Below are 13,989 nucleotides of genomic sequence, written 5' to 3' on the forward strand. Positions count from 1 at the left end.
AGTAAAGAAAGTATAAAATTTTTACAATCCTTATTTAAAGGAAGTCTTTCAATGTCTAGCTCCAGGCGCCCAGCGACTAGCAAACTTTCAGCTTCTTCCTACAATAAGGTCAACATCGGCTCGTTCCTCGCTGTGTTTCCTTTATCTCGTCAGAAGCTTATAGAGGAACGTCGACTAAAAACCGCCACGTCCTGTGGCGACGTCGACGGACCCACATCCTGTGGGCCTGTACGTCGCTGAACGGGCGCCTTGCGCTTTTCTTATTACAATGTTCTATTCATTGTGATTTGCAAATTCAACTCAGAAATTTGTAAGAATTTTTTTATTGATAATGCACAAGCACCCATAACGCATGCTTGTTTTCCAAGTTCGGATATAAGAAGCTTGCTATAATGGTTAATGTTTGAGTTCAATCGCCTCTCGATTTGGGTAATTGCATTTGGACTTAGACGCAGCAACTCGGAATTGAGTACAATAATTTCTGGGTTGTACATATTAATGATGTTATTCAGTCCAATAGAAATATATTTAATCAGTTGTTCCATTTGTTCAACAACGTCAGGTTTGCCCATTTTTAACCACGTATGGATATCGTAATAGTCGGCATTAGTACGTTGATAATTTTCCTCTAATTGCTTAAAAAAGCTAGATTCAGATGCATATAGCTCCCAGCATCCTTGATTGCCACATGCACAATTGTTTCCGTCAGGTACAACAATCATGTGACCTATTTCACCTGCATAGCCATGGAAACCTTTGTGAATTTCACCGTTCATCATCATACCTAAGCCAATCCCAGAATGCATGGAAATACTAATTAAGTTACTACTTTTATTATGTTTAAAGACATTTTCAGCGAATGCCGTTAAATTTGCATTATTCTCGATAAAAACCGTCACATCTGCCTTGTTTACGAGATCGCTTTTTATATTTTTATTTCGCCATTTAAGATGCGGGAAAAAGAGAATTTTTTCATCTTTCGAAACGAGTCCATGAATGCCTACCGTTACTCCGATTAATCCAAACGTACTTCCTTGGCATTTCTTTTTAATTTCAATGATATATTCAACTAAAATATCAACTATTTCATTATAGTCTTTTGTTTGCAATGGAACGATTTCGATATGAGTAGGAAAGCCAAGTAAGTCTGATAACGTGAATAATATTTGATCCTTATCAAGGTCAATTCCTAATGCGTATCCTGCTTTTCGGTTTAAAGAAAGAAGGATAGGTCTCCTTCCTAAATTATTATGTTCATATTGTTCCTCAATAAGTAATTGCTCTTCCAATAAATCAGATACTTGCACGGATATTGTAGCTTTATTAAGCCCTGTCACTTTTGATAAGTCTGCCCGTGAGATCTTATTGTATTCGATAATTTGACTTAAAATTAAACTCCTATTTAATTTCTTTATATAGGCTGCATCGCCTGTAATCATATTGATCCCCCTATTAACAAAGATAAAGCTTATTCACTTTTAAGTGTTTCTCTCTATAGTAAATTACTTAGCTCTTAATCTATTATTAATTGACGGTTTGTTTTGGTAATGATATTCTATTTGTATTAATTTGACTAATAAACAAATGTTTTGTGAAAGAATGTAAGTGGTTTCATTACCTTATTATATATGTGGAAATAGATTAGGATGCTTGAACACGATTTCTATAATAATACCACAGCTTTACACCTTTACCACTATGTTTTAAAAATAATGTCGATTTTTGACTTGTACAGTAATATTTTAGGGCGGAAAAAGTTAAATTTTACATAAAAAGAGAAGGAAGATGTTAATAATGTCAGGTAACTATTGTATAGGACTTGATCTTGGGACAACAAGCGCAAAAGCTGTGATTTTCCAGTTTAATGGAAAAGTGAAATCTGAAGCGGAGCGCTTGATCACAACATATTATCCAGAGTCTGGGTGGGTGGAGCAGGACCCAAATGAGATTGAAAGTTTTGCGGTAAAAGCAATCAAAGATGCTATGGATGAAGCGAAAATACAAAAGGATGAAGTAAAAGTCATCGGTATTTCTTGTGCGATGCATTCTCTAATTTGTGTTGATCAAGATGGGAATCCGTTATCAAATGCTCTTATTTGGTCCGATGGGAGGAGTAGTCAACAGGCTGAGAGTTTTTCGGAAAAGGAACGCCAAGATTTGTTTTTGAAAACAGGTGTACCGATTCATCCAATGACTCCTTTTACTAAGTTAGTATGGATGAAGGAAACAGCATTCGAACCATATAAAAGAGCACGCTATTTTATGTCTGTTAAAGAATTTATCCTTTTCCGTTGGTTCGGAGAAAGAGTTGTCGATTATTCGATGGCTTCTGCGACGGGGTTATTTACCCCTAGTAAGTTGGAATGGGATGAAACAGCAATAGAAATTACCCAAATAGAAGAAAATCAATTATCCGAAGTGGTTCCTCCAACATATGTATTGAACGGCTTAGATAAAAAAGTTGCAGATGGAATGGGTCTTTTGTCTGACATACCGGTTGTTATTGGTGCTGCGGATGGCCAACTTGCGAATTTAGGAATTGGAGCAATTTTGCCAGGAGAGGTGGCTATTACAGTTGGAACGAGTGGGGCTGTACGCCAGTTTTCTAAGGGAGTCCGAATTAACGAAAAAAGGGAAACATTTTCTTATGCGTTTACAGATGAATATAGTATCATTGGCGGACCATCCAATAATGGAGGCATTGCGCTACAATGGTTAAAGGAGCTATTAAATAACCAAGATAGCTATAGTGAATTTATCGAGAAGGCTGGTAAAGTAACCGCAGGGGCAGAGGGGCTCATTTTTCATCCGTATATTAACGGGGAACGGGCGCCAATCTGGAATCAGCGGGCTACGGGAAACTTTTCAGGCTTGTCCATCACCCATAAGCAAGAGCATTTTATTCGTGCTGTCCTTGAAGGAATCACGTTTAATCTATATCAAATCGAAAGGGCTCTATGTAGGCTTGCTGGAGAGCCATCAAGAATTTATGTTAATGGGGGATTGGCTCGCTCAAATCTTTGGCTGCAAATGCTTGCTGATATTTTTGGAAAAGAAGTCTATGTAGCAGAAACTCATCATAGCTCGGCGTGGGGAGCGGCATGGACATCATTAGTGGCAATTGGAGAGGTAAATTCATTTGAGGAAATCAAAAATAATATTCAGTTAGGTGAACCAATTGTACCGAATGAAAAAACTCATCGCGCATATCAAGAAATATATGAAGAATATATGAAACGAAGCCGCATCTAATGGGATGCGGCTTCAAAATGTTTACATTGTAAAATTTAAATTTTTTATTAACCAAAGCAGCATTTAACTCAATGTAGGTTTTAGAGTTGGGATATAAAATTAATTTTTGCAAAGGTTAACGCACCCATAATGCCTTGTTGCTGTCCAAAGCTATTTTCTTCTAGACTTAAAGCAAGAGTTGCGAATCGGTTTGCACGTAAAATAATCGTCCGTTTTGTTTCTTCTAAAAGCATGGGAAGAACGTCGAAGATGGGTCCGCCAATATAGATTGCATTAGGATTGAATAGATTGACGACATTACTAAGGGCAATTCCGAGAGCCTTTCCTGTATCAACACAAACCTCGATGGCAATTTTGTCATTATGTTTATACGCTTCACCGATCGAAGAGTATAGTCCATTTCGTTTCTTGTATTCTATTTCGAGCATTGGAAAAGTAATGATATTTTCCAGGCAGCCATAATTTCCGCATAAACAACGTCCAGCGTTTTCGTCAGCAGTAATATGGCCAAGAAGGCTTGAAACATTGCTCGATCCTCTTAGGAGTTGGTCATTAATCATAATTCCCGATACAATCCCAAATCCAATTTGAACAACAATAAAATCTCTGATTTCCTTGGCTTTTCCTAATGTTTTTTCGGCAATCGCCATCGTACGGCCGCCTTCATCGAGAAAAATAGGACAGGAAAAAGTTTTCTTGAAAATGTCAATAATCGGAATCTCGTCCCAACCTTTACGATTAGGGATGTTTAAAATCATATTTTGTTCGATATCAACTAGTCCGGTCACTCCAATTCCGATAGCATCAATATTAGAAGAAATAGTATTAGTTCTTTTTAAAAATTGATTGAGCCTTTCAAGTAGTGCTTCATCTTTATTATGACTTTCATCTAATTCATCCATGAAAAACTCTTCTTGATGTAATACTTCCATGCTGTTATTTGATAATGCAAAGCGCACGAGATAACCGCCAATATCAATTCCTAAAAAAGTGAACTTATGAGGATTTGAGTATAATAACACTTCTTTTCTTCCTAAACCGCTACTTATCCGCTCACCTTCCATAATAAGATCATCATCTATTAATTTTTTCGTAATTTTTGTGATGCTCGCTTGAGACAAATCGGAAAGTTCAGCGAGTTGTTTTCTGGAAATTCCATTATACATAGTTACAAGGCTGAGAATTTCCTTTTCAGACGCAGTGTATTTCATGGGGAAAAGTCCTTTCAATCTATGCTTTATATGATTATAACAATAAAATAAACCCAGTGACACTAGGCCACTGAGTTTCAATCTTTACTGGTGAATTTCCATGCGTTCGCTCATATGCTTAGCTACTTTTCTTATAGCTTCAATTGCATCTTTGCAATCTTCTTGAGTCAAATTTTGATGTAATGAAATGCTTATAGAGCGGGCAAGTAAATCTAAAGTATTTGGACACATGTCTTTGGAATATTGAACATTACCTTTATAGCTTTCACATGTCCAAGGGTTTCCTTTTTCGCTTGCTCCCCGTTTATCCAGTACATAATCCCAATTAACGTAAATATGGCGATCTGCAATTCCGTTATTATAAATTGTTCCATTCGGAATGCCTTCCGAATTAAGTAAATCGGCAAATGTTTTTGCTTCTTCTGTGTTGGATAAATAAAAGATTAAGCTATATGAAACATCACCCTCAGGATCGGGAACTCTTTGGAGTTGAATATTGGGTATATCTTTGATCCCAGCGACGATCGTTTTTTTAACTTCTCTAAGCTTTGAAATAATGGTATCGAGTTTCTGCGATTGAGCTAAAGCAAGTGCTCCATTAAGTTCGCTCATTCGGTAGTTTTCGCCAGGAAAGGATTCAACATTTTCAAAAAGTTTAGTTCCCCAGTAACTTAGTGCGGAATCATGATAAATACTAGCACGTGTATAGATGACATCATCATTTGTTGTGACGAGTCCACCTTCACCGGCCGTTACGACTTTATACTGTTGGAAACTAAAGCACCCTGCATCGCCCATTGATCCTAAAGGCTTTTCTTTATAGAATCCTCCATTTGCCTGTGCGACATCTTCGATAACGATAAGATCATGCTTCTTAGAAATCTCTAAAATCTTATCCATGTCACATGGTATTCCTTTCATGTGAACAGGGATGACTGCCTTGGTATGCTCGGTAATAGCAGCTTCAAATGCGTTTGGATCCATTGTTAGACTATCATCGACCTCAACGATAACGGGAACTGCACGAGCAATTAAAACGGCAGCCGCTGTTGCAATATACGTATAAGCAGGAATGATTACCTCATCACCAGGACCAATTCCTGCACCCACAATAGCGGATACAAGAGCGGAAGTACCCGAGTTCACCGCAAGAGCATGTTTCACGTTTGTACGCTGTTTATATAAATCTTCTAATTGCTTGGTTTCTGAATCTGCAAGTTGATCATGATAAAAACGGAAAACCCTTTTCTTATCTAACACTCGAAGTACATATTCTTTCTCTAACTCATCAAATTCCTCAGAGCTAATAAATTCTGGAGCCCACGGCTTCGTTCGAACTGGAGTTCCACCATTTGCAGCTAACATGATTTATTTCCTCCTTTTTATAATTAATTTCCTGAGTAAATTATATGATGGAATATACTAACTGTAAACTCATATTATTTAAAAGATTCATATACAATATCAAAAAAATTTTATATAATTTACTAAATAAAATAATGGGGTGAGGTTGTATGCCTAAATTCTTGATAGGTTATGATGTCGAATCTCAAGATGAGTCAACTGAGATATTTTTAACAGCAGCATCCGAGGTACATAAAAATCTTGAGGCACAGGCGAGTATTTTTATTGTTGGAAAAACATTGGAGAGAAATGTTGCGGTTGCACAAAAAGTTTTGAATGAAGGTTACTTAGAATTCAATCAACATACGTACTCACATGTTTTATTAAAAACTGTCGTTCAGGAAAATGAGGAGGGTATAACAATTTTTCCAAGTGGCACCTTTGAAGAGGTTTGCGAAGAAATCAGTAAAGGGCAGAAAGTACTTCGAGATCTACTAGGTGTTAAAGGAATTGGATTTACGGCCCCTTATAATTATTATCGTGGCTTAAGTGACCGCCTGGATTTGTTGGAGGTATTGCGTGAAAATGGAATTAAGTTTATCCGATCAGCTGGTCGCAATGAAAAAGATTGGCAACCAGTTCCTTTTGAATGGCAACCTTACTTTTATGAACCACAAGGCTTTCCGGAAATATTAGAATGTCCTCTACATGGGTGGCAGGATTGCATTGCCAGAGAAAAACTCGGCTGGAACAATATTGATGAATACGTTAAATGGGTGAAAAAGGATATTGACTACGCAAGTGAGAAACAATTGGATTTTGTCTATTGCAGCCATGATTGGAGCAGTATTCGTCATGATCCAAAACTTGACCATATTGCGGAATTAATTATTTACGCTAGGGAAAAAGGGCTAGAAGTTGCCAATTCTTCTACATACTATGAAGAAAAAGTGACGGAACGTAAGGATAGGGAAGAGGTTTCGATTTATTAATTTCAATATAAAGGCTGAGAAAAGGGATCAGTAACCGCGTTTCAATTGTAAAAATGCTAAAAGAATGTCTGATATAGCTAAGGAAACTTAAAACCAGCTAATAGGCTACCCAAAACATCTAATAGAATAGGTAAAACGTCTAATTGGATATCCGAAACATCTAATAGAATAGGTAAAACGTCTAATAAAATTCTCTAAACACAAATATATGGTTGGAACTGCGAAAATAATGGCAATAATTCAAGTCGACAGCAAATAGAAACACGATGACAGCGAATAGAGCAGGCCCGACAGCAAATAGAAACACGATGACGGCGAATAGAAGCACGACAACGGCTAATAGAATCACAATAACGGCGAATAGACCAACCACGACGGCTAATAGAAACACGACGACAGCGAATAGACCAGCTCCATTGTCGAATAGGATTCCACAACTATGATTTAAAACATCTGTACGGTTCTACACCTACATCGAATAGGGTGAAGATATAGCTACTAACCAAGAACTAGGAATCCAAAAACAAAATAAAAATTTACAAAACAAAAACCCCTGAAGTTCGTAAATTTCGCTTCAGGGGTACTTTATTAATCATTTGTTAAATTTAATTTTTCAAGAACTTTAAAGAATAAGCTCAGTAAGATAGCGACGATAGTTGCAAGGCCCATACCTTTTAGTTCTACAGGACCAACATGAATTGTAGCCCCACTAATACCGATTGCTAAAACCACACATGTTAGGATTAGGTTATGTGAAAGGCTATAATCTACTTTTGCTTCAACTAACATACGTAGACCACTAACCGCGATGATTCCGAAAAGTAAAAGTGAAATTCCACCCATAACAGGTACTGGGATTGCTTGAATTAAAGCTGCCAATTTTCCGAAGAAGGAAAGGAAAATGGCTATAACCGCAGCTCCTCCAATGATCCAAGTGGAGTATACTCTTGTAATCGCAAGAACTCCAATATTTTCTCCGTAAGTAGTATTCGGTGTAGAACCTGTGAAGCTTGAAATGATTGTTGAAATACCATTTCCCATAAAGGAGCGGTCAAGACCAGGATCTTTGACAAGGTCTTTTTTTACAATATTGCCTGTTACAATTAGATGTCCAATATGTTCTGGCAGTAATACAAGAGCCGCCGGTAAAATAACAATCATATCAGACCAATTAAACTTAATTTGATAAAATGTAGGAAGAGCAAACATGCTAGCATCTTTTACTCCTGAAAGATCAACCAATCCTGCAAATGCAGCAATGATATAACCAGAAATAATTCCAAGTAAGATTGGGATGATTTTTAGAAATCCTCTCAATAGCACCCAATAAAGAATAGTTAAACCAAGTGTTAATAATGAGACTGTAATCATTTTTGGATCAGGTGACCATGCGCCAGTTACATCCGAAGGTTTTACCAATCCAGCCATATTTCCAGCAACCGGAAGTAGCTCTAGTCCAATAACCGCTACAATTGCGCCCATAGCAGCAGGAGGAAAAATAACGTCAATCCATTTTGTTCCAGCTACTTTTATTATTAGACCGACAAGTAGTAATACGATACCGACAAGAAGGAATCCTCCAAGAGCGTAGCTGTATCCTTCTGCACCTTTGTGCTCATTTAATACAAACAATACTGGTGAAATAAATGCGAAGCTGGAACCAAGATATGCTGGTATTTTTGCTTTTGTAATAAAAATATAGATTAATGTTCCAATCCCATTCATCAATAAACAAATGGCAGGATTTATTCCGAATAATAATGGTACTAATACTGTAGAACCAAACATAGCAAATAAGTGCTGTAAGCTTAAAGGTAAACTTTGTAATAACGGTAAGCGTTCGTCTACTTGGATTTCTCTGTTTTTCATCCGATATCTCTCCCTTTTATTTAATCTTAGATCAGATACTTTGCCTTGGACAAAATAAAAAGCACCTTGTCCATAGCTTGGCAAGGTGCATAATGATCGGATGTTCACATCATTTGTATGCAGAATTTACGCATAGTCATATGCGCATGCAACCTTGTCAGCCTCACAGGACTGTTTTAAAGGCAATCTGATTCTTTTGTCTTATGTATTATTGCAGGTGCGAAAAGATAAGTCAATACTTTTTATTTGTTAATCTGCAATAATTTTGCAAAAATATATCTTATTCTGCACGTTCCTCGAATAATTTACATATTTCCACAATGACCTGAACAGCTTTTTCCATATTTTCAACAGAAATGAATTCATATGGTCCATGGAAGTTTTCTCCTCCAGTAAATATATTCGGAGTTGGAAGGCCCATATATGATAATTGCGAACCGTCCGTTCCGCCTCGAATAGGGGAGACAATTGGTTCAATATTAAGACTCTTCATAGCATCAGAAGCAATATCAACAATTTCTTTCACTGGTTCAATTTTTTCTCTCATATTGTAATATTGATCATTCATTTCGATAGAAATCCGGTCTTGTCCATATTTTTCTTTTAGTTCTGCAACAATTTTTTCCACAAGAGCTTTTCTTGCTTCGAAATTTTTGCGGTCAAAATCTCTAATAATATAAGAAAGCTTTGTTACTTCGACATCTCCGTGAAAAGAAAGCAAATGATAGAAACCCTCATATTCTTCAGTCAACTCGGGAGCTTCATCTGCAGGCAATGCGTTATGAAATTCCATCGCAATTTTTGCAGCGTTAACCATTGTTCCTTTTGCTGTACCAGGGTGAATATTTGTTCCGCGGAAAGTAAGCTTCAATCCCGCTGCATTAAAGCTTTCATATTGCAATTCACCAATTGGTCCGCCATCCATTGTATAAGCAAAGTCAGCATTGAATTTTTCTACATCAAATTTGTGTGGGCCACGACCAATTTCTTCATCTGGCGTAAAAGCAACGCGAATTTTTCCGTGCTTAATTTCAGGATGTTTGATTAGATAATCCATCGCTGTCATGATTTCAGCAATCCCAGCTTTATTATCCGCTCCTAAAAGGGTTGTGCCATCTGTTGTAATAAGTGTATGGTCCTTATAATTAGCTAGAGCAGGAAAGTCTTTCTGTGAAAGAACTACATTTGTAGCTTCGTTCAACACAAGATCGTTCCCATCGTAATGTTCAACAATTTGCGGATTTACACCTTCACCAGTAAAATCAGTTGCTGTGTCAACGTGAGCTAAAAAACCAATAGTTGGTACATTTTTCTCTGTATTTGCAGGTAAAGTTGACATTACATAGCCATTTTCATCAATGGACACCTCATCCATTCCGATTGTCTTCAATTCCTCAACAAGCTTATTTGCAAGAGTCATTTGGCCAGGGGTAGAAGGGCATGAAGGGCTATTTTCATCTGATTGGGTATTAATTTTTACATAAGATACAAAACGTTGAATAATGTCGTTTTTCATTTTCGTTACCTCCCAAACTTAATAATTACATATTACGCAAATTTATAGTTAAAATAAAGAAGCCGGCATTCCCGATTTGGGAAGGCGGCTTTATGAATTAATATGTTCTTCATTATCAATTTCTAACCAGTTCTCGCCCCATTTTTCTATCTCCTTCATTAAAGGGGCAAGGGCCATACCTTTATCCGTTAAGGAATATTCAATCCTCACGGGAGTTTCAGGATATACTTGGCGTTTGACAATACCTTCTTGCTCTAAGTCCTTTAATCTTTCTGATAAAACTCGAGCGCTAATGGGCATTGCAGCTTCGACTGTACAAAAACGCTGGGGTCCATTTAAAAGCTGGTGAATAATTAATCCCGTCCAGCGTTGACCCAATATACTCATTGCTTTTTCAAACCTTGGGCATAACGAATTATTCAAAATACTCACCTCGCTGATTAAATTATACCATTTGCTTTATTAAATACCTATTATTATTTTAATTATTCCTTACTTGACAGTATAACATAATTATAATAAAGTTGCTTACATAAAGTAAGTGGAAGGAGGACAATAAAATGACACAACCCTCTGTTATCAAACAAGCTGTGTTAACAGTCAAAGATCTTGATAGAACAGTGAAATTTTATGAAAAAGTTCTCGGATTTAAAGTAATTGAGCGGACAAATGAAAAAGCTTCGATATCTGCAGATGGTGAAACTGCATTATTAGTACTTGAACATCATAACGATGCAACACCTCGAGACCCAAGGACTACTGGCTTATATCATATCGCGTTTCTATTGCCTCATCGTTCAAATCTTGCCGATATTGTTAATTATTTTATTCAAACCCGCTATCCTTTGCAAGGGGCGTCTGACCATCATGTAAGTGAGGCACTGTATTTAGCAGACCCAGAAGGCAACGGTATTGAAATATATATCGATCGTGAACCGGATACCTGGATATGGCAAGAGGATCAGGTGTACATGACGACAGTTGCTTTAGATATTGAAAATCTCTTGCAGGAAGCTACTGAAACAGGTTGGAAAGGTATGCCTGAAAAAACAGTTATTGGACATATCCATTTACAGGTAGCTGAATTGGAAAAAACTCGCGAATATTATGTTGATGGGCTTGGATTTGATCTTGTGCTTCGTTATGGTGGCCAAGCGCTTTTTATTTCAAAGAATAAATATCACCATCATATTGGTTTAAATACATGGAATAGTAAAGGTGCGCCTGCACTAGGGAAAAATACTACTGGATTGAAATATTTTACGATAGCTTTACCTGATGAAGAAGAAAAGCAAAACGTCATTCACCAATTGGACAAAATAAATGCTTCGTTTTCTGAGAAGGATGGTAAAATAATAACGAAAGATCCTTCGGGAATTGAGATAGTTTTAGAAATAGAGGAGAGTTGATGTAATGATTCAAACAGAGAAAAACTTTTATACAGCAGTTGAAAATAGACGTTCAATGTATGGGATAAGTAAGGAAACCGTCATTTCGGACGAGCGTATAGAGGAAATTGTTGCTCATGCGATTAAACATGCTCCATCTGCATTTAATTCACAAAGTGGACGAGCTGTGATTTTACTTGGAGAAAACCATGATAAACTTTGGAATATAACAGAAGCTGCATTAAGGGAATTAGTTCCAGCAGAAAATTTTAAACCAACTGAAGAAAAAATGGCGGCCTTTCGCAACGGTAGTGGAACCATTTTATTTTTTGAAGATCAAACAGTAGTGAGATCTTTACAGGAAAAATTCCCTTCCTATGCAGAAAAAATGCCTGAATACTCCCTGCAATCCTCAGGAATGCTTCAATATATTGTATGGACAGCATTGGAACTAGAGGGATTCGGAGTATCATTACAGCACTATAATCCTATTATTGATGAAGCAGTACAAAAAATTTGGGACATCCCTGAGAACTGGAAACTAATATCACAAATGCCATTTGGAAAACCGACAGCAGAACCACGTGAAAAGCAATATAATAGCGTTGAAGAGAGAATGAAAGTTTTTAAATAAGGAGCGTCCCTAAGGGCGCTTTTTTTTATTTTCAAGGGTCGAATATCGATCAAGAAAGTAGAAGGCGCTTTCGCCATTATTCGTGGTATAATAGTAACAGAAAATTTAGAAAGGGAGTCAGGTAATGGGCAAAAAATACATAGGCTTTGCTGGTACTTACACTAGGCAAACGAGCAAAGGAATTTATCGCTTTGTGTTAGATACAGAAAAAGCGGAGTTGACGAATGTAGAAGTAGCTGCAAAAGTTGGCAGTCCTACATATTTAGCGATCAGTGAAGAAAACCGATATTTATATTCCGTGGCTCAGCAAGAAAAGTCGGGTGGTGTAGCAACATTTTCCGTAGATTCTGAAACTGGGGAATTAAACTTTTTAAATGCTGAAGTACAAGAAGGGGCACCTCCATGTCATTTAGATGTATTTCAAAATGATCTTGTAACTGGGAATTACCACGAGGGCACAGTCGAGTTGTATAAAACAAATAATGATGGAATCAATCCGGTATCATTTGTTTATAAACATGAAGGGACAGGGCCGCATGTCCGCCAGGAAAAATCGCATGTCCATTATACCGGATTTACACCGGACAAAAAGTTTGTAGTTGTTGCGGATCTTGGTACAGATGAGGTTGTCACATATAAAGTTGATCTTGCCGCTCTCGAAAGAGTAAATACTTTAAAGGTAAGAGCGGGTAGTGGTCCACGTCATCTTAGTTTTCATCCGAATGGAAAAGTGGCGTATTTATTAACAGAACTAAGTTCGGAAGTTGTCGTTCTGGATTATAACGCTGAAGAAGGTAGCTTTACGGAAAAGCAATACATACGTGCAATCCCAGAAGATTTTACCGAAACAAATGATGCGAGTGCCATCCATATTTCTTCAGACGGTCGCTTTGTTTATACCGGAAATCGCGGACATAATAGCATAGCCGTGTTTAGTGTGGATACTAATTCAGGTGAACTTACTTTCGTTGAGCACACTCCATCAGGCGGAGAGTGGCCACGTGATTTCGTATTGGACCCAAGCGAATCGTTTTTGATTGCTTCCAATCAAAATACAGGGAATCTTGTATTATTCGCAAGGGATCAGCAAACTGGGAAGTTGACGAAGCTTAATTCTGAAGTTTCAGTTCCTGAAGTTGTCTGTGTGAAGTTTTTAAAATAATTGTTTGTTTTACGTACAGTCCTATGCTTTAATCGCTGATTGTAACGGCAATTAACATACTTGTTTATAGGAAAAGGCATTGGTTTTCGAACCAATGCCTTATTTTAATTAAATCATAAAGTATAAATTTTATTAGGTCTATATTTTGTACTAATGTTTTCGTTATTTAGCTCTAGCGCCTAGCGACTAGCATAACTTTCGTTTTTATCCTACGATAAGTCAACATCGGTTCGCCAAGACTGATCGTGCCTTCTTTATCTCGTCAGAACCATAAAGAGAAACATCGACCTTGTGGCAACCTCGACGGACCCACATCCTGTTGGCCTGTACGTCGCGGAACAGGAGCTTGCGCTTTTCTGATTAGGCTGCTACTTTTGCACTTACTAATTTTACAATTAAAGAAATAATTAATGAAACTACTGTATAAAATGCAGCCCAACCGAATAATGCTTGCCATCCCACGTTTTGAACCAATGGTAATACGATAGTCAACACGTTCAGACCTACAAAAATAGTAAGTGGTGCCAAATAATAATTTTTCAACTTAATCGCACCAATTAATGATAGTGCGATGGTAATAATAGGCATTAGAATTGCGTAAAATGGAATTTCCCACATATA

Annotated in this window: 12 protein-coding genes; 5 read left to right on the forward strand and 7 right to left on the reverse strand. The window is 37.3% G+C overall.

The genetic code is table 11. From position 1 onward, the window contains the following. Positions 1–263: 263 nt before the first annotated feature. Positions 264–1,439, reverse strand: a complete 1,176-nt coding sequence (locus MT489_RS09675; protein ID WP_244681343.1) for an ROK family protein — start codon at positions 1,437–1,439, stop codon at positions 264–266. A gap of 355 nt (positions 1,440–1,794) precedes the next feature. On the opposite strand from MT489_RS09675, the gene MT489_RS09680 reads away from it, so the two are divergent. After that, positions 1,795–3,252, forward strand: a complete 1,458-nt coding sequence (locus MT489_RS09680) for a gluconokinase (RefSeq protein WP_244681344.1) — start codon at positions 1,795–1,797, stop codon at positions 3,250–3,252. Positions 3,253–3,332: 80 nt separating this feature from the next. Here the strand turns inward: MT489_RS09680 and MT489_RS09685 are convergent, their stop codons facing one another. Both MT489_RS09685 and MT489_RS09690 read right to left on the reverse strand, forming a co-directional pair. After that, positions 3,333–4,463 (reverse strand): ROK family transcriptional regulator, encoded by a 1,131-nt coding sequence (locus MT489_RS09685; protein WP_244681345.1) that lies wholly within the window; start codon positions 4,461–4,463, stop codon positions 3,333–3,335. An 84-nt stretch (positions 4,464–4,547) separates the two neighbouring features. Continuing rightward, entirely contained in the window at positions 4,548–5,828 is a 1,281-nt protein-coding gene (locus MT489_RS09690; protein WP_244681346.1) for a DegT/DnrJ/EryC1/StrS family aminotransferase, read from the reverse strand. A gap of 149 nt (positions 5,829–5,977) precedes the next feature. Between MT489_RS09690 and MT489_RS09695 the strand changes: the two genes are divergently transcribed. After that, positions 5,978–6,799, forward strand: coding sequence for a polysaccharide deacetylase family protein (locus MT489_RS09695; protein WP_244681347.1), 822 nt, complete (start codon positions 5,978–5,980; stop codon positions 6,797–6,799). Between the two features lie 588 nt (positions 6,800–7,387). Here the strand turns inward: MT489_RS09695 and uraA are convergent. The 3 genes from uraA to MT489_RS09710 all read right to left on the reverse strand — a co-directional run bounded on the left by uraA (position 7,388) and on the right by MT489_RS09710 (position 10,607). Next, a complete protein-coding gene (uraA, locus tag MT489_RS09700; RefSeq protein ID WP_244681348.1) occupies positions 7,388–8,668 on the reverse strand; it encodes a uracil permease in 1,281 nt (426 codons plus the stop codon). Between the two features lie 280 nt (positions 8,669–8,948). Continuing rightward, the gene (gene pepT, locus MT489_RS09705; protein ID WP_244681349.1) at positions 8,949–10,184 is read right to left on the reverse strand and encodes a peptidase T; all 1,236 of its coding nucleotides are present in this window, start codon (positions 10,182–10,184) and stop codon (positions 8,949–8,951) included. 90 nt (positions 10,185–10,274) lie between these two features. Then, positions 10,275–10,607 (reverse strand): winged helix-turn-helix transcriptional regulator, encoded by a 333-nt coding sequence (locus tag MT489_RS09710; protein WP_244681350.1) that lies wholly within the window; start codon positions 10,605–10,607, stop codon positions 10,275–10,277. A gap of 137 nt (positions 10,608–10,744) precedes the next feature. On the opposite strand from MT489_RS09710, the gene MT489_RS09715 reads away from it, so the two are divergent. The 3 genes from MT489_RS09715 to MT489_RS09725 all read left to right on the forward strand — a co-directional run bounded on the left by MT489_RS09715 (position 10,745) and on the right by MT489_RS09725 (position 13,368). Continuing rightward, the gene (locus tag MT489_RS09715) at positions 10,745–11,593 is read left to right on the forward strand and encodes a VOC family protein (RefSeq protein WP_244681351.1); all 849 of its coding nucleotides are present in this window, start codon (positions 10,745–10,747) and stop codon (positions 11,591–11,593) included. A gap of 4 nt (positions 11,594–11,597) precedes the next feature. Continuing rightward, a complete protein-coding gene (locus tag MT489_RS09720) occupies positions 11,598–12,206 on the forward strand; it encodes a nitroreductase family protein (protein WP_244681352.1) in 609 nt (202 codons plus the stop codon). A gap of 124 nt (positions 12,207–12,330) precedes the next feature. Further along, positions 12,331–13,368 (forward strand): lactonase family protein, encoded by a 1,038-nt coding sequence (locus MT489_RS09725; RefSeq protein ID WP_244681353.1) that lies wholly within the window; start codon positions 12,331–12,333, stop codon positions 13,366–13,368. Between the two features lie 360 nt (positions 13,369–13,728). Here MT489_RS09725 and MT489_RS09730 read toward each other — a convergent pair whose 3' ends face one another. Then, positions 13,729–13,986 carry a DUF2651 family protein gene (locus MT489_RS09730; RefSeq protein WP_244681354.1) on the reverse strand — a complete coding sequence of 86 codons (258 nt, stop codon included), beginning with the start codon at positions 13,984–13,986 and terminating at the stop codon, positions 13,729–13,731. Between the last annotated feature and the right edge of the window lie 3 nt (positions 13,987–13,989).

Source organism: Lederbergia wuyishanensis (assembly GCF_022900255.1).
Classification (GTDB): domain Bacteria; phylum Bacillota; class Bacilli; order Bacillales; family Bacillaceae_C; genus Lederbergia; species Lederbergia wuyishanensis.